The organism is Alicyclobacillus sp. ALC3, assembly GCF_028751195.1.
GTDB lineage: Bacteria > Bacillota > Bacilli > Alicyclobacillales > Alicyclobacillaceae > Alicyclobacillus_L.
Window position 1 is genome coordinate 868,193 of record NZ_CP066784.1, and the last position, 15,947, is coordinate 884,139.

Sequence of the window (15,947 nt, forward strand, 5' to 3'; positions counted from 1 at the left end):
ACTAAACTGAAACGCTTTCAAGCACGATTTTTGATATTTTTCTGATGTTTAACCCCGAATATCTACTCTGAAATGGAAAATAAGTATGCTAAAATCGTTTTCGATCATTTTCGAAACACCTGCCCAAGCAGCCCTACACAAAGGCGTTGCGGAAGGTTTTGCAGTGGAAAACGAAGCATTTACATGGAATGTGATCGGAGGATTCAGTCAAATGGCAGACAAAGACGCGGCAGCCCTTGTCCTGCCGGGGTGGTTTCAGTCCTGTACGGGTCTGTAGTGAGGCATAGGCTGCGTCATACACGGCCACGGCGGAGACGATTTCGCAGCTCATTTCGACGCAGCCGACCTCGGCTGTACGCGCAAAAGGCAAAAGGCAAACAGAGGCCAGTCGGTTAATCCACGCCAAGGTGTCAGATTGACCCGGGAGCGATGAGCCGCGCAATGTCACCTGCCGCCCCGAGCACGGCGTCGATGAACCTCCGGCGCGCGGTTTCTGTTCTTCGGAATACGGGTCCTGCGACGGCGACACCGGCCAGAAGGGCCCCACCCGGCGACAACACAGGGGCCGCTATGGCATAGGCCCCTTCATCCAACTCCTCTACACTTTCAGCAAACCCGTTTTCGCAAATCTCCGCAAGCTCCCGCCGCAGCTTTGTGAGTTCTGCCGGAGACAGGTCAATCTGAGCCCGTACTAACACCGCTTCCTGGTCGTGTTGCTCTGCAAAGGCGAGCAACACTTTGCGCGTCGCCCCCCAGTACAACGGCCGGACGCTGCCGACGCGAGTCGTCAGTTTAATCTGCGCCGGGCTGTCAATGGAAGCAATGCACACGCCTTCCAAACTCGCCAGGTCAATCACGTTCAAGCTCACCGTCTCCCCCGTCTGCGTGGCCAGTCGCTCAAGCACCGGATGCGCGATACGACGCAGTTCCTCAGCCGGGTTGGCTCTGAGTCCGAGCAAGTACGCACGAAGACCAAGACGGTATTGACGGGTGACTGGCTGTTGCACCAGGTAACCGGCCTCAACCAACGTGGCGACCAGTCTCGCTACGTTGGTCTGCGGCAGGTTCAGTCGACCCGCCAAGTCTTTAATCCCGAGTTCGCGCTCGACACCTGTCAGGAAGCAGTCAAGCACCTGCAGCCCACGTGCCAGCGTCTGGCTCGTCCGCGCGCGCTCGGACCCCGGCCGATTCACTGCCCGTTCCACGCCGGGAGCATCTTGTTGAGCGGTCTATCTTGGCGATACCCAAGCGCGTACTCAGCCTGCATCACGGTGTGAATTTCTCGGGTGCCCTCGTAAATCACCAGCGCCTTGGCGTTTCGCATGTAGCGCTCGACCGGGTACTCGTTGGAATACCCGTAGGCGCCGTGTACTTGAATGGCGTCAGAGGCACTCTCGAATGCGATGTCCGACGAAATCCACTTAGCAAGCGATGTCTCGCGCGTGTTTCGCACACCCTGGTTCTTCAGCCAGCCAGCCCGATAGACCAGTAGTTGCGACGTCTGGTAGCCAGCCTCCATCTTGGCGATCATCTGCTGAACGAGTTGATGCTTGCCGATCTCGACGCCAAACGTGTGGCGCTCATGCGCGTATTTCACCGACGCATCGAGGCACGCGCGCGTGAGTCCCGTTGCTCCGGCAGCGACAGTGAAGCGCCCGTTATCGAGGGCAGACATGGCAATTTTGAACCCTTCTCCTTCTTCACCAAGCCGATTCGCTGCAGGCACGCGCACATCCTCGAGAATGACCTCGCCGGTGTTGCCGCCGTGAATGCCGAGCTTTCCCTTAATCGGCCTCGTCGTGACGCCCGGAAACTCCCGCTCGACAATGAACGCCGTGATGCCGCGGTGTTTCTTGTCCGGGTCAACTGTCGCAAAGATGAGGAAGTTGTCCGCGTAGTCGGCCATCGAGATCCAAATCTTCGCCCCGTTCAAGATGTAGCTGTCGCCATCTTTGATGGCTCGAGTCTGGAGCGCCCCCGCATCGGACCCTGCGTTTGGCTCGGTCAACCCGAATGCGGCCACCTTCTTGCCTTCCGCCTGCGGCTTCAGGTACTGTTCCTTCTGTTCTTCGCTGCCCCACTGCAAAAGTGTCATGCTGTTGAGACCGGTGTGCACGGAGACGGCCGTGCGGTATGCGGTGTCGCCGTACTCGAGTTCCTCGCAGACAATCGCGAGCGCATTGTAGTCCATACCGGCCCCGCCGTACTGCTCCGGAATGCAGACGCCCATCAAACCGAGGTCGGCCAGTTTGTTGACAACGCCGAGGTCAAAGTGATGGTCCTCGTCCCACTGTTGCATGAACGGCGAAATCTCCGCCTTCGTAAACTTGCGTACCATCGACTGCAGTTCGAGTTGTTCCGCGCTGAGAGAGAAATCAATCATGGACAATAACCCCTTTCGCTTGCATGGACTGTATGTCCGTGTCGTTGAAACCAAGTTCGCGCAGAATTGCCGCTGTGTGTTCGCCATGTACTGGCGGCGGCAGGCGCAGTTCAGGCGGTGTCTCAGACAGCTTGAGCGGACTACCGACGAGGCGAATTTGTCCGGACAGTGTGTGCACCGTTTCCCAGATTAAATCCCGTTCGGCGGTCTCTGGCGCTGACAGTGCCTCTGCGACAGTGCGCACAGGCCCACATGGAACGCTGGCCCGTTCCAGTCGCGAGAGGACGTCGTCTGTTTCAAGCGCTGCGATGTGCGACTCAAGCAGAGGACAGAGGTTGTCGCGGTTTGCCACCCGGGCAGGGTTGGTGGCGTAGCGCTCGTCTTCGTAGAGCTTCGGCAAATCCAAGTGATCGCAGAAACTGCGAAACTGCCTGTCATTCCCGACCGTCGCAATCACAGCGCCGTCCTTCGTCTGAAACAACTGATAGGGGACAATGTTTGGGTGTCCGTTGCCAAGCCGCTGTGCGTCTTTGCCACCGATGAGAACGTTGCTTGCGACGTTGGCGAGCATCGCAATCTGCGCGTCGTAGAGCGCCATGTCAATCGCTTGGCCCATCCCCGTCTGTGTGCGGTGAATGAGCGCTGCTTGCACGGCAACGGTCGCGTACAGCCCGGTGAACAGGTCAGTGATAGCAACGCCGACTTTCATCGGCTGTCCAGCGGGATGTCCTGTGATGCTCATCAGTCCTCCCATCGCCTGCAGGATATAGTCGTAACCTGGTCGGCTAGACGCCTGCCCATAACCGGAAATGGCGAGGTAAACGACATCAGGGCGGATACTGCGGACTTGTTCATACGAGAGGCCCAGCTTCTCTGCGGACTTCGGTAGAAAGTTGTGCAGGACAACATCAGCTTCTGCGATCAATCGACGCGCCACAGAGTTCCCTGCCTCTGTCTGGAGGTCGATCGCGATTGAGCGCTTGTTGCGATTCACGCATAAGAAGTAGGCGCTTTCCCCACTGGCGAACGGCGGGCCCCAACCGCGTGTCTCGTCGCCAGCGAGAGACTCCACTTTAATCACGTCTGCCCCGAGGTCCGCGAGGTTCATGGTGCAGAATGGCCCGGCCAGTACGCGGGTAAAATCCAGAACACGCACCCCTGACAGTGGAAGCAACCGTTTCCACCCCTCTCCAGTCTGCTCGTCTTCCTTTTTAATTCCGATAATCGGAACTAAATTCCTATAATTAATGTTAGCTAAATTTCAGATAGATGGCAAGAGAAACATGTAGTACGTCCTCAACGCAAAAACTCGGCGGTGTAAAATCCGCCGAGTTAACATAAATGCGTTTCAAAACCTCATTCGGGACGACTGCGCGTCGTTTATGCCTGGTCGCCCGTCGATGCCGAATTCGTCTCCGTGCGCTCGCCCTGTTCCATTGAACTCGCACTCGCAGCATCCTGCCTAGCTGAAGTCCGGTCCGGACCATTCCCGTGCGGTCGCCTGCCACCGGTCCGCCCAGGACCGCGGCGCTGGGCAGAGTTCATATTGCGGCCGCGCGCGCCGTGCCTACGATTCCTGCGTGCGCCTTCTGTGTTACCTCTGCGAAGCCAAGTCCCAAACCAGATGACAACACCGACGCCGGTCAGCGCCCACGCCACGTCGGCCTGCCAAAGCCACGCCCGATGTTGCAGCCACGCAGCCGCAAGCCCGGCCACGACGCTGAACAACAGCCACGTCAACCGAGCGAACAGCCGCTCCATACTCTCCATCCGGGACAGCGCATCATCGAGATCGAGCCGGACCTGTAAGTTTCCCGTTTCCAGTTTGTCCAAGGTCCGGTCGAGACGTCCGGGCAGACGCAGTCCGAGGCGCGCCAGGCCCCCCGCTTGATTGACAACCAGTTTCAGCCCTTCAGAAGCTGCTTGTCCAAAGGTGTCCGCGACCCAATCCGCGATTGGCGTCAGCCAACGCGGGGTCTCGGCGTCGCCGTCACGGCCAAGGCGTGCGACGAACGGCAGAGCGCGTTCGCGCAGCAAGGGTCCCCATTCAAGGTCAGGCGCCAACGTGTTGATGAGGCCGATGACCATGCCAAGCGCACGGCCGAGGAACATGTACTTTGACGGGATCTGGATGGGCTCATCGAGAAGGAAGTCGTTGAACTCTTCCAGGAAAGCGTCAAGTTCCGGTCCTGCGTGCAGCTGCACGTTGTTGAAGCTGTCGAGCATGAACGCGAGCGCCCGCTGCAAAAACGCGCGGTCGGCGTGTGGCTGAAGAAAACCCAGCTCGTCCACCGCGGTGACGGCACCTGCAAAATCTCGCTGCAGGAGACTTTGCACAAGTCGAGCAAAAGACTTCGCATCCGCCTTGGGGAGGTCAGTCATCATCCCGAAATCGAGAAAACACAGCCGCCCGTCAGAGAGCACCAAGAGATTGCCTGGGTGCGGGTCGACGTGGATGAGCCCGGTTTCAAGCAACTGCCGCAGGTAGCTGTCCAGCAGCATTTCGACAACCCCGGTCGGCGCGACGCCCCACAGGGCTAAAGCATCCGTATCGTTGGCCTTGACACCTTCGATGAACTGCATCACTAAGACGCTGTCTGTAGAAACGTCCTCGTACACGCGCGGCACAACGATTCGTGGGTGAACTGCCACGTTCTCGGCGAACCGCTTGAGGTTGCTTGCTTCGTGCTTGTAATCGAGTTCTTCGTAGACCATCGACGTAAACTCGAGGTAAATCTGCCACAGGTTCATACGCCGACCGAACTTTGTAAACCGGTGCAACACCCAGACCACTTTGCGCAGCGCTGACAGGTCAACTTGCGCAAGGCGTTCGATCCCAGGGCGCAACACCTTCACAGCGACGTCTGCGCCATCCGGCAGCTGCGCTCTGTAGACCTGCCCAAGTGATGCCGATGCAATCGCTGTCGTGTTGAACACGGGAAACACATCTTCGATGCGACCCTCTAGCTCACGTTCGAGCAAGATTCGCACCGGTTCAAACGCAGACGGCGGCACTTCGTCCTGAAGTTGCCGCAGTTCGCGCGTAAAGGCTGCGGGCAAGACGTCTGTCCGCGCACTCAGAAACTGTCCAACTTTCACAATGAGCCCTTTGAGGTCAAAGGCTGCGGCGCGTACGCGGCGACCTGCCCGACCGTACGCCTCCGCTAAACGCTGTGACCGCTCGGCGCCTTGGAAACGGCGGGTCACCCTGCGAATTCTGCGGTAGTCTCGATAGAGTCCGAGCGCAAGCGCAAAAATCCGCAGGGTCCGCCCTAGCTGTGTGGCCACGACGATGCTCCTCTGGTGATCACTCCCCATGCCTAAAGGCGAGCTAAAGCAAGGGGTTTTACGGCGCATTTGATAAACACGTCAGTCTTTGTCTTGCTGTTCGTCGGTCCCGGTCGACTCCTCAGCATCTGCTTCCTCGTCGTCCCATACCGCATACGCTTCTCTCATTTTCGTTCGGAACCGGCGCGCCTTCGCTCGGTACTCTTGGCGCCCCTCGTCTGTCAGGTGGGGACGGGAATGCGTCACAGCCTTCACGCCCAAGAGCAACAACAGCAGTTGAAACAGGCCGCAATGGCGGCGGCGACGAAAGAACATGTCAATCACCCTCCCACATCTTTCTGTCACTAAACTACCTCTCTATTGCGGCGGTGTCAAACGCTTCTTGACCCAGTCCAAGTAGACCACAGACGATACGCAAAGGGCTCCACCGCTACGACGCGGCAGAGCCCACTTGCAAAACGGAAACTCCTCTACTCACTCCTGCACAGGTTTCGCGAATGCGGCACCCGCGCGCTGCGGGCGACCTGCAATCAAGAAGTAGACAATGCCTGTCACAATCGGAGCAGTGAAGGCTGTCAAATCGGCGCCGCCAAACACCACGGTTGACAATGTATATTTATTCAACTGCGCGATGGAACTGTTGACCGTCAGTGCAGTGGCGACGACGCCAATGAACCAAGCAATCATTGCGCGCCAATTGACCCCGTTGGTGTACCAGTAACTCGATGAAGGACCATCTTCGGCAAGTCCAGCAGCGTCGTACTTACCGCCGACGAGGCGGTGGTGAATCAGGTATATCGCGGCCCACGGGCCGATGAAGACAATCATCAGGTCGAGGAAGTTCTGGAACTTCGACACGAAGTCCGTCGCGAGGAAGTAAATAGCGAGCACGGTGCAGATGGCGCCATCAATCACAACTGCCCAGTACCGATTGATCTTAATGCCCATTGACAAGAAGCTCATGCCAGAACTGTAGGCGTTCAAGTAGTTGGCAGTAATGTCGCCGACAACAACCGCGATGAGGAACGGAACCGCTGCCCAAGTCGGGACGGCTTTTGCAATGGCCATGACAGGGTTCGCGAGGAACGCATTCCCATTGATAAACGTACCGAGCAAGATGCCTCCGCCCATCATCACAAAACTTGCGATGCCACCGCTCGCGAACGTCACGCCGACAATTTTCTTTGTTGGTGTCTTTGTCGGCAGGTAACGCGAGTAGTCAGCGGAGAAGTTCACCCAACCGTAGAATGTCGTGGCAAGCCCAATCGACAGCGCGAACAGCGTAGTCCATACCGGCCCTTGAGCCCACATGTCCTTCACCGGCGGAGCAAACGACCAGTTGACGTGTGGGAGAATCGCGACAACGACGAGCAGGACACAGATGCCGAGTAAAAACGACAACCACCGTTGCATCGTAACCAGCGTCGCGTGGCCAAGGAAAGGCACGGAGTACGTGAGCAGGAGCGTGATGACAATTGCGATGGCAGTCGGACCCGCGCCAGAAGACGGTAGCCCGGCGAACTGTGCGAGACTCAAGAGCGCTAGCACCGTGAGTACCATGGTGACGCTCTCCCAGCCGACGGCCGTGATCCAGCTGAAAAACGCCGTGACGCGCGCGCCACGGACGCCAAACGCTGCTTTGGAGATGGTCAGTGTGACCGTGCCGCCGCGAGGTCCAGTGGAAGACGCATAGCCGAGCGCAGCGAACGACAAAGAACAAAGGACTGCGACGAGCAGACTTTCCCAGACGTTCAGGCCCATCGCGGTGAACAGTTGGCCTGTGACGACGCCTGTGTAGGTAAGAACCGCTGCGAACCAAACGAAGAATAATTCCCGTGGTACCCCGTGCCGCCGACTTTCAGCGATGACCCCCGTACCCTCGGTCTCAAGTTGAAATGCGCCGTCGCGCTGCTCAACTGAGGCCTGCGAGGCAACAGCCTTGCCCATTTTGGTCTCTCCCCTCGAATAATAAAAAAACACTCGATAACTCCAGTGGCGACAAGGACGCAGACTGGAGGCGCCGAGTGCATGGTCAGGGAAAACCGTGATGTCAAGGAATCGCCACCGCCTCGAGGCTTGGACCTGCCACAAGTGAAGGCAAATTGCCCTGTTCTCCCAACTCATGAACCGAACGTCCTCGTAGTCAAGCGATTCCGGTCGCCTGGTAGAGACTGCCGAGCCAATTCCCGGCACTATACGAGGTCTCTTGGATTACGACAAAAGCATACAGGACTCGGCAATTTTGGTCAACAGCTTGTCTAGCAGGGTTATGGCAGGTTCGCCAGCCCCATTTCCTGCCTTTGCTGTTCAGACAAAATCAGCATTCTGGCCTGCGAACATGCCTTCAACTCGCCATCCACGGCGTAAACAAAAGCCTCTACTTCAACCACTCGCCGCGTCACCTTTGTCGCGTGCGCCGCTACCTCGACGTGTTCGCGGATTCGTATCGGATCTCGAAAGTCAACCTGCAACTGTGCAGTCAACGCTACAGTGCCCATGAAAGACGTCACATATGCTGTCGCCTCGTCGAGAATGGAGCTAGCGACGCCGCCGTGAGTGATTCCCCTACCAAATATTCGTTCCCAGAAATAAGGCGATCGTCCAAGCGTCATTAGACTGGCGTTCATATGATCGGACATCACGGTGGAGGGCAAGGGCGAGGTGCCTCCCGGGTACAGTGGCGGCACATTCGGGGGATACAACCTTAGCGGCTGTCTTTTCGCCAACGACAGCCACCTCGTCCGACGAAAGGAGGTCAATTGATGGTCACACGTGGACACTGCTCGCGCTTTATCGGACAGCATGTTGTCTTTCGGACCAGTGACGGGATGCACCATGGCATCCTACATTCGATGACGGATGATGGCATTGTCGTGCGTCCGGTTGGACGGACGACGAGATTGGCGAGTTCTACAGTCGATACCGACGAGATAAGTGTGCTCTGCGACAACCAAGTTCCTGACAATGACGTGGTTGAAGCATGGTTTCCATTCGCTTTCTTTCCACTTTTCGCGCTTTGGTGGTTATGGCCGTGGGGGTACTGGTGGTAAACGGGAATGTCGAGCGCGGGACGACAAGACCAGTGAAGGTGTGAGGGAAAGCAATCGAGGCCGGAGTTGCCAATGACAGCACCTCCGGTCCCGTAGGTTACCCAGCGGTCGCTATTGTGGCAAAAAGGGAAAACACTATAGCTGTCGGCCCCAATGCCGACGGTTCGTCGTATACATGTCTGTGGTATCAGCCGACGACATTCAGAGAACACTGAACACGCTGAGCCATAGAGGAGCAGATTCAGAACAGAAGCTACCACAACAGATGAAAACTCAGGACCTTGACTGTTTGCAGCAGAACCTCTGCAGGCAAACTAGATTGTTGAGACGATGGTGCAGTGTGCACATGGTGTGGCTCGAGTTTGCGGCATATAATGCATGGAAAGGGAATCCGGGATGGACTTTGTCATACAATTGTTCTTGATGAGCGATGCCAACCTAGTCGCATTGATATTTCTAATCACAGGAGTCGTTGTGTATTTCGTCGACTATAAGATGTTCAAGCAAAAGTCCGCTCACCACCGCGAAGCCAAGTTCAGCCGTGGGGCGGCTTATGTGTACATGCTCGGCGGCGCTGTCCTGATGATGGGCTTACAAGTTGTCGATTGGCTCTCTTAGTGCGCGGACATTCCCTGTCGACGAATGTACACTTTGACATGGGTTCGAATCGGCAAGCGGGCATAAACTGCGTCCCACTGCTCACGAGTCTTGATGTCGTGAAGCCAGTATTCAGGCTGTTGGCCCCGCACAAACTCACCAATGCCAAATATGTCTGCCCCGAGGTCCTGCGTTTTCTGAATCAACTTGTCCTGGCCCTGTGTAAGAAACTTACTGGTCTCAGCGGAAACTTGTGATATCACAGAATCTACGGCGACATTCCCGGTTCTTTCTTCAATATTCGCTTCCATCCGAGAGTATACATCGACCGATAATTTGTGATGCGCGACACGTAGCTTGATCTTTGTTTTACGGTCGTAACCTTTGATGATTATACTATGCGCTTCATCCCCAGGTACTGGGATGGCAGCACCGTAGCCTGCCTTACGTTGATCCATGATTTCCATGAATGCAGCACTTTCAAGCGGTCCGAGGTTACCAACCATCTTGGTCCCTCTAAAGATAGCTAAGCCTTCCGTTTCAATGCGGTCTTCCCCTCTCACAGAAATGATGGGCAATACGGGCTCTTGCCCTTTAGACGACAGAACAGACCAGAAATTCCCCAGAAACACATTTGGCAATTTGCCCATTTCAACGGCGTGGTCCATTGTGCCCACCAAGTACAAAGTCGGCACCCGTTCCAATTTCGGGGCAGCCTCCATCGCTTCGTTTGCATCTCCTGTGGATAACAGGAGCCAAGCCAGTCTCCGGATTTCGGCGTTCCTGCGTAAAAAATCTTGTATGTCTTGTAAACCCGGTGACTTCGCCAAAGATTGGTTCACGATAATAACTCTCAGGTGTCCTAGAAACAGTTTATCCGCCAGTTCCTTTTGCATAGCGTTCATGGCGTCACTAATGGTTTTCCCAGTGGTACTGACCACCCACACGGGGCGTTGTGATCCTGATCCCGAAGTTCCTTCCCCAGGTCCCAGTGGAATACGTCCAGGAATCGCGATTTGAGCTGTTAATTTGTACCCGGTTCCTTCTCCTTGCGCATAACTTCCGGTGGCACTCTCCACGTCATTTCCAGCGGGGTCGATGGCCAACCCCAGAATGGTTCCCCGGTCTTCAATTTCAAGCCGATCCCAACAACCAGTCACGAAGGGGCTTAGGATGAGGACTGCGCCGACGAGACGTACCCAATGTTTCATCATGCGGCGCCAACCCCTCTACGCTTTGATTGCGGTTGATGGGTTTTAAACCGCGAGAGCACCGTCAAAACGAGTGGATAACCTAGGGTTAGCGGCAATCCAGCCAGGCCAATATTCTTCACGACTGTATACAACTCCACGATGTTTGATGGCTGCCGTGACAAGACAAGTGCAACAGGCAGCCCCATGAGAGCCAATGCACGGTGGTCCTGAAAGCGAAAGATATGACTGAAGGCTTTGATGGACAGATAGTAAGCCGCAAACATCGCGCAGAATACTGCAGTTACCCACACGGCGAGAAACACGGGGTCCAACCGTTCGACAAAGAAAGCAGGGAGTGCGGCAGTCTTGGCCAGTTCAAGCGTGGGCCACAGTAGGTTCTTTATTTCTTCCAGTCCGAACACACCCAGAGTTGAGTAAATGAGGATGATGTATAACGAGCCTGCGACGACAATGCCGAGAGTTGTGCTTTTCCAGGCTCTTTTTGGTTGATACATGAACGGAATAATCAATCCAGTAATCATGAAGTTTTGAAACAGGGCCGTCACGACACCCGTAGACACCACGATGTTTTGGAAGCTAACACCATGAAATAACCCTAGTACGGGCATGACGTTCTCTACCCGGGCACTCTTTAAACTAAGCACTACAATTACTAAAGCTGGGAAATAGACAATCGGCATGTAAAAAGTCAGGATGCGCACAAATTTGGCGATGTCATTGCGTGACGCAATCACTACGAGGATGAGAATGACGAGAATCGTGACTGGAACTGGCGTCCTCGGAAGTACGGAAGTGACAACAACTTCGCCGAATTCACGGGCAGCCAGCGCAGTAAGTTCCAAGAAATAGCTGCCTATTAATAGGAGAACGATGGATCCAACCCACTTTCCGACGAGGTGGTCCGCATACTCGTAAATGGTTTCATCCGGATACCTATTCCCCAAGTACGCTAGCATGAGTCCGCCAAGAACCGCCGCAAACACCGCAATGAGCGTGGTCAACGGCGCGCCTGTCGACACTAAGGTCACCGTGATCCGCGGGAAAGCAAGAATGCCTACACCAATGATCGCAGTACCGATGCTCATCCCCAACTGAAGTTGGGTGACAGTCTTCGGCTTGTTCACGCTCAGGACTCCCTTCCCAAGACATTCAGGTTCCGGCCTGCGGAAAACGCGGCTAGCGTTGCCGATTTCTGCGAAGGTTCCGTTGCTGTTCGCTTTTATCACGAATGGGTGACAACGGTCTCCCATGCCCCCCCTGCGGGGCCGGGTCCACGCGTGTTGTATCTTGCGTATGGAGCTGCTGCGGACGTTTTTTCATTGACCACACCGGCATGCGCACAACCGTGTCCTTTAAACCTGATGCGGAGGTTGGAACAACGGGGCTCAAGTACGGGACGCCAAACGACTCCAAAGCATTGAGGTGATTTGTAATGAGAATCAATCCGGCCATGACACCGTAGAGCCCAAACATGCCTGCTAATATCATCAGCGGGAAGCGCAGCATACGTAATGCGATGGCTGCATTATAGGCTGGTGTGGCAAAAGACCCAATCGTAGTGAGGGCGACAATGACGACAGTAATCGGGCTCACGAAGCCTGCCTGCACAGCTGCCTGGCCGATGACGAGGACACCTACGATAGATAATGCGCCGCCAATCTGCTGGGGCAGACGGATGGTCGCCTCACGGAGAATTTCCATGATTAATTCCAACCCGAAGATCTCTGCAATGGCCGGAAACGGCACGCCCGCACGCCCACCTGCGACTGCTACCGCAAACTTTGTCGGAATCATCTCGGGATTAAAGGAAATTAGCGAAACGTACAAGGAAGGGAAAATCAAAGAAAACAGGAGCGCAACCACCCGAATGACTCTAATCATGCTCGCCATGAGAAAACGTGTATCGTAGTCCTCGGTAGTTTGATAAAACTGGGAGAACACAGCTGGGACGATGAGGCTGAACGGTGTGCCGTCAACAATAATTACGACGCGCCCCTCGAGCAGGGCTGCAATCGCCTTGTCCGGCCTTTCGGTGTTTTGTATTTGTGGAAACGGTGAGTAATGATTGTCTTCGATAAACTGCTCCAGGTATCCAGCTCCATATATCGCGTCAGTTTTGACGCCCTGCAAGCGACGCTGGACTTCATCCACGAGGTCAGGGTTCACGATGCCTTTCATGTAACAGTAGACGACGTTCGTTGCAGTTTCTTCGCCCAACTGTATCAGTTCTATGTGAAGGTTACTTGAACGCATTCGTTTTCGAAGTAAGGACACATTCGTACCGATTGACTCAATGAAGCCTTCCCTGGACCCCTGAATCACTTGTTCTGTCTGTGGCTGTTCGACGGACCTTTCTTTGAAAGCCTGGGTACTCAGACCGATGGCAGAAGCAACGCCGTCTAGGAAGAGCACTGAGTTACCTGACAGCAACCAATTTGCAGCCCCTACAGCAGTGTCCTTGATTGCGACGTCAGCGTAAGGAATGCACTGTGAAACAACTATGTTAACTACCGAGTCCTTTGACTGAATACTCGTGTCCATCCCAATCATGAGTGCACGCAGAATATCATTCAGGTCCGATTTTGAAGAGGCCCCGTCCAGATACACTAATCCACAACTTATCTTGCTTTTGCGCACCTGAATCACAAATCTCCGTATTAACAAATCGACATTGCCGCCAAGTGCGTCTTCGAAAATCGCCAAGTTTTTCTCCAAATTATTGCAAAGTTCCGCACGATCGAAGCGAACAGTCGACGTTTGACTTCGACCGTTATCTTCATTCGATTGCCCTTTGTAACGACTCATATTCGCTGTAGGTTTTCTGTATTTAAGATTCCAGAACGGGTTCATCTCGTCACCTTGAGTCTGACATTTGGAATTAGACTCACCATTTGTCGGCTTCCGTATTCAGACCCGGAGTTGATTCAACAATTTCGCCACTTAGGCGAAATCTGTTTAACCGGCGCCGTCCCCTGGCTCTCTGGGAGATGCGACCCTAGTCTGGGTGTTTTGAACGAGTGAAAGAACGCACTGATAGGGGCTTTGCAGGCAGGGGCTGCATGTTAGGTATGCACATGCAGAATGCAAAGTGCTCGATGCGGGTTGGACAACGGCGTCGGGGTCAGCGTACTTCGCGAGTTGCCGGATTCCTCACACCTGCTTGTCGTCGAGCGTGAGCCTCGCTCTCAGCCAGAGGTTCCATCGCTCGATGGAGGATCGCTCGTCAGTTTAAAGCGTCCTACGATGTGCTCGAGTGAAGTCGGACGGCTGTAAATGTAACCTTGTACCATATCACAGTGGTCACGAACAAATTCTAATTGCTGCGGAGTCTCCACTCCTTCAGCAGTCACCGACAGCCCCAATCTCCGACCTAAAATAGCAATAATTTCAACTATGGCGGTCCCCTTCTGGTCACTGGGGATTGATGATATGAATGAGCGGTCAATTTTCAACATATCTACCGGGAGGTCCTTTAAGTAACTGAGCGAAGAATAACCAGTGCCAAAGTCATCAATGGCAAACTTCACCCCCCTCGAACGCAAGGTATGTAGAATATCACGGGCGGTGTCGATATCCTCCATCAGCGCGCTCTCCGTAATTTCGATTACTAACTGTTCAGGAGGGAGCCGCACATCGGATAGAACCGCATTGACATCGTCAACGAAACCTCGCCTAAGCAGATGTTGCGCTGACACATTCACCCCAACGTGAAGTCGAGGCGTTCCAGCCTTCTTTACTGCACTACAAGCTTGATACATCATCCATAAGTCCATTTCTACCAAGCACCCCAACTGCTCTGCAGCTGGCACAAACGCTACCGGCGAGATGAGTCCCACATCCGGGTGATTCCATCGAATCAGAGCTTCAACGCCTTGTACTGACCCGGTTTTAGGAGAGATCAGTGGCTGGTACTCTGCAAACAGTTGATTGCTCTGCATGGCGACCCTCAGTGTCTGGTCGGTTACATGAATTTGATGGTTGCCGTGTTGAACCCGAGCTATTCGTTCTTCAGTGTTACTGAACAGCGACTCTAAAATTCGACGCGCACCTTGGATCCGTTGCGTTGTTGCCTGATCCATCTCCTGAGGTATCTCTGCGATTAAGTACTGACATCTACCTGAACTATCAAGGATCGGCATGACAATCGCTTCTTGGACTAGCGACCCAGCATCGGATTGTAGGATGTCCCTAAATATGACTGGCCTTTTGGTTTGAACGGCATACAAATACTTCTCGCGTAGAAATGACGCGTACTCTGGAGTGTGCACCTCTGACACTAATTTCCCGATTTTGTTTTCCGAAAACATACCCTTCCAGTATGCAGCCCTACTCGCATGTTCATATCGAAACCGTTGATGAGCCTCCACCTTAAGTAGCACCATCACATCGGATAAAGAGTCAAAGAAATCGTGCAACGTCGAAATTCCCATCACTATCCAATCACCACCTATTTGGACAAAATAATACCCCTTATGGCATGCATGGCCAAAAGAGGTCGGTCTTGATAAAGAGCTTTGCAACCCGGCTATCGTGAACGAACCCGTCTTTAGACCCGTGGCTTTGCGTCTCCGCCTTTCGGCGAATTTGCCATATGCTGTTGTTATATTCATTACTATAATTGTTCTTAAATTCCTTGTCACCTCTGCAGCAAATCTCTCAGCCTAATCGGCACAAAACAAAACCGTTCTTTCATAGCTGTGCAACCAACAACGGGTCTTTATGACTCACACTACTTGTTCTGATCCCGAAGCCACTCCGCCAGCTCCTCTGTGCAACTCCACCATGCGGCGGCCGTACATACGTAACTTTATCACGGCATGAGTGCGTCTAATGCGTGAGGAGGTGACACATCATTCCCACAAACTCTGAGGCAGTTCTAAACGAACAAGATACTATCTGCCAATTGGAGAGACTGGCTTCAGATGATTACCATCGATTTGTCAAATTTGCTTATGTCACGGTAAGAAACGTCCATTCAGCTGAAGATTGTGTACAAGAGGCATTTTTTACTGCTATCCGGAAAGCTCACCAGTACCGAGGAGAATCCACTATAGACACCTGGTTTACGACCATATTATTAAACACCTGTCGCACCTTTCGACGTTCGAAAATTCCAAAAACGGGCCTAAAATTTTTCCGACCGCAATTCTGGCCTACTTTGGAAAATATTTCTGCGTAACAGTGGCCTGATAGTGGTTTTTTGCAAATATAGTGACCGGGATATCCTCCCGTGTTAATTTATGGGTTTTGAATTGTTATCCGATATGTTCAACCTTACTGTGGCTTAAGAAACAATCATGGGATAATTTAACTTGTGGTGACCAGTAGAATTTAGAAAACCCGTAGTTCCAGGCTTTTTAGGCCTTCGAGCCGAAAGTTGGGTTAACGCATTCGCACTGCTCACGAGAAAAGGAT

The 15,947-nt window shown here is 53.9% G+C and carries 14 protein-coding genes and 2 riboswitches; of the genes, 3 read left to right on the plus strand and 11 right to left on the minus strand.

Annotation, left to right across the window (positions count from 1 at the left end; translation table 11 throughout):
* Nucleotides 1-410: 410 nt before the first annotated feature.
* From JC200_RS04140 to JC200_RS04170, 7 genes are all read right to left on the minus strand, one after another.
* On the minus strand, nucleotides 411-1,205 hold the full coding sequence (locus JC200_RS04140; RefSeq protein ID WP_274434915.1) for an IclR family transcriptional regulator: 795 nt from the start codon (nucleotides 1,203-1,205) through the stop codon (nucleotides 411-413).
* Entirely contained in the window at nucleotides 1,190-2,383 is a 1,194-nt protein-coding gene (locus JC200_RS04145) for an acyl-CoA dehydrogenase family protein (RefSeq protein WP_274434916.1), read from the minus strand. The genes JC200_RS04140 and JC200_RS04145 overlap by 16 nt, the downstream gene beginning before the upstream one ends.
* On the minus strand, nucleotides 2,376-3,557 hold the full coding sequence (locus JC200_RS04150; protein ID WP_274434917.1) for a CaiB/BaiF CoA transferase family protein: 1,182 nt from the start codon (nucleotides 3,555-3,557) through the stop codon (nucleotides 2,376-2,378). Before JC200_RS04150 ends, JC200_RS04145 begins: the two co-directional genes overlap by 8 nt.
* A 206-nt stretch (nucleotides 3,558-3,763) precedes the next feature.
* Nucleotides 3,764-5,671 carry an ABC1 kinase family protein gene (locus JC200_RS04155; protein ID WP_274434918.1) on the minus strand — a complete coding sequence of 636 codons (1,908 nt, stop codon included), beginning with the start codon at nucleotides 5,669-5,671 and terminating at the stop codon, nucleotides 3,764-3,766.
* A gap of 81 nt (nucleotides 5,672-5,752) precedes the next feature.
* Complete coding sequence (locus tag JC200_RS04160) at nucleotides 5,753-5,986, minus strand: hypothetical protein (RefSeq protein WP_274434919.1); 234 nt, start codon at nucleotides 5,984-5,986, stop codon at nucleotides 5,753-5,755.
* Nucleotides 5,987-6,145: 159 nt separating this feature from the next.
* Nucleotides 6,146-7,618 (minus strand): purine-cytosine permease family protein, encoded by a 1,473-nt coding sequence (locus JC200_RS04165; RefSeq protein WP_274434920.1) that lies wholly within the window; start codon nucleotides 7,616-7,618, stop codon nucleotides 6,146-6,148.
* A 173-nt stretch (nucleotides 7,619-7,791) separates the two neighbouring features.
* Nucleotides 7,792-7,891, minus strand: a riboswitch (purine riboswitch).
* Nucleotides 7,892-7,938: 47 nt separating this feature from the next.
* Entirely contained in the window at nucleotides 7,939-8,397 is a 459-nt protein-coding gene (locus JC200_RS04170; protein WP_274434921.1) for a PaaI family thioesterase, read from the minus strand.
* Nucleotides 8,398-8,433: 36 nt separating this feature from the next.
* Here JC200_RS04170 and JC200_RS04175 point away from each other — a divergent pair, with 36 nt between their 5' ends.
* The gene (locus JC200_RS04175; RefSeq protein ID WP_274434922.1) at nucleotides 8,434-8,721 is read left to right on the plus strand and encodes a hypothetical protein; all 288 of its coding nucleotides are present in this window, start codon (nucleotides 8,434-8,436) and stop codon (nucleotides 8,719-8,721) included.
* Between the two features lie 396 nt (nucleotides 8,722-9,117).
* Entirely contained in the window at nucleotides 9,118-9,339 is a 222-nt protein-coding gene (locus JC200_RS04180; RefSeq protein WP_274434923.1) for a CLC_0170 family protein, read from the plus strand.
* On the opposite strand, the gene JC200_RS04185 is transcribed toward JC200_RS04180, so the two are convergent.
* From JC200_RS04185 to JC200_RS04200, 4 genes are all read right to left on the minus strand, one after another.
* The gene (locus tag JC200_RS04185; RefSeq protein ID WP_274434924.1) at nucleotides 9,336-10,532 is read right to left on the minus strand and encodes a Ger(x)C family spore germination protein; all 1,197 of its coding nucleotides are present in this window, start codon (nucleotides 10,530-10,532) and stop codon (nucleotides 9,336-9,338) included. The genes JC200_RS04180 and JC200_RS04185 overlap by 4 nt on opposite strands.
* A complete protein-coding gene (locus JC200_RS04190; RefSeq protein WP_274434925.1) occupies nucleotides 10,529-11,656 on the minus strand; it encodes a GerAB/ArcD/ProY family transporter in 1,128 nt (375 codons plus the stop codon). The genes JC200_RS04185 and JC200_RS04190 overlap by 4 nt, the downstream gene beginning before the upstream one ends.
* 52 nt (nucleotides 11,657-11,708) lie before the next feature.
* On the minus strand, nucleotides 11,709-13,235 hold the full coding sequence (locus JC200_RS04195; protein WP_274434926.1) for a spore germination protein: 1,527 nt from the start codon (nucleotides 13,233-13,235) through the stop codon (nucleotides 11,709-11,711).
* Nucleotides 13,236-13,717: 482 nt separating this feature from the next.
* A complete protein-coding gene (locus JC200_RS04200; RefSeq protein WP_274434927.1) occupies nucleotides 13,718-14,611 on the minus strand; it encodes a putative bifunctional diguanylate cyclase/phosphodiesterase in 894 nt (297 codons plus the stop codon).
* Nucleotides 14,612-15,044: 433 nt separating this feature from the next.
* Nucleotides 15,045-15,131, minus strand: a riboswitch (cyclic di-GMP riboswitch).
* 304 nt (nucleotides 15,132-15,435) lie between these two features.
* On the opposite strand from JC200_RS04200, the gene JC200_RS24315 reads away from it, so the two are divergent.
* Nucleotides 15,436-15,711 carry an RNA polymerase sigma factor gene (locus tag JC200_RS24315; RefSeq protein WP_443111866.1) on the plus strand — a complete coding sequence of 92 codons (276 nt, stop codon included), beginning with the start codon at nucleotides 15,436-15,438 and terminating at the stop codon, nucleotides 15,709-15,711.
* The last annotated feature ends 236 nt before the right edge of the window (nucleotides 15,712-15,947 follow it).

Bases quoted from the DNA above. Each gene is read 5' to 3' on its own strand.
- JC200_RS04145 (WP_274434916.1), bottom strand. From the start codon at position 2,383: ATGATTGATTTCTCTCTCAGCGCGGAACAACTCGAACTGCAGTCGATG.
- JC200_RS04165 (WP_274434920.1), bottom strand. From the start codon at position 7,618: ATGGGCAAGGCTGTTGCCTCGCAGGCCTCAGTTGAGCAGCGCGACGGC.
- JC200_RS04160 (WP_274434919.1), bottom strand. From the start codon at position 5,986: ATGTTCTTTCGTCGCCGCCGCCATTGCGGCCTGTTTCAACTGCTGTTG.
- JC200_RS04175 (WP_274434922.1), top strand. From the start codon at position 8,434: ATGGTCACACGTGGACACTGCTCGCGCTTTATCGGACAGCATGTTGTC.
- JC200_RS04200 (WP_274434927.1), bottom strand. From the start codon at position 14,611: ATGGATCAGGCAACAACGCAACGGATCCAAGGTGCGCGTCGAATTTTA.
- JC200_RS04185 (WP_274434924.1), bottom strand. From the start codon at position 10,532: ATGATGAAACATTGGGTACGTCTCGTCGGCGCAGTCCTCATCCTAAGC.
- JC200_RS04180 (WP_274434923.1), top strand. From the start codon at position 9,118: ATGGACTTTGTCATACAATTGTTCTTGATGAGCGATGCCAACCTAGTC.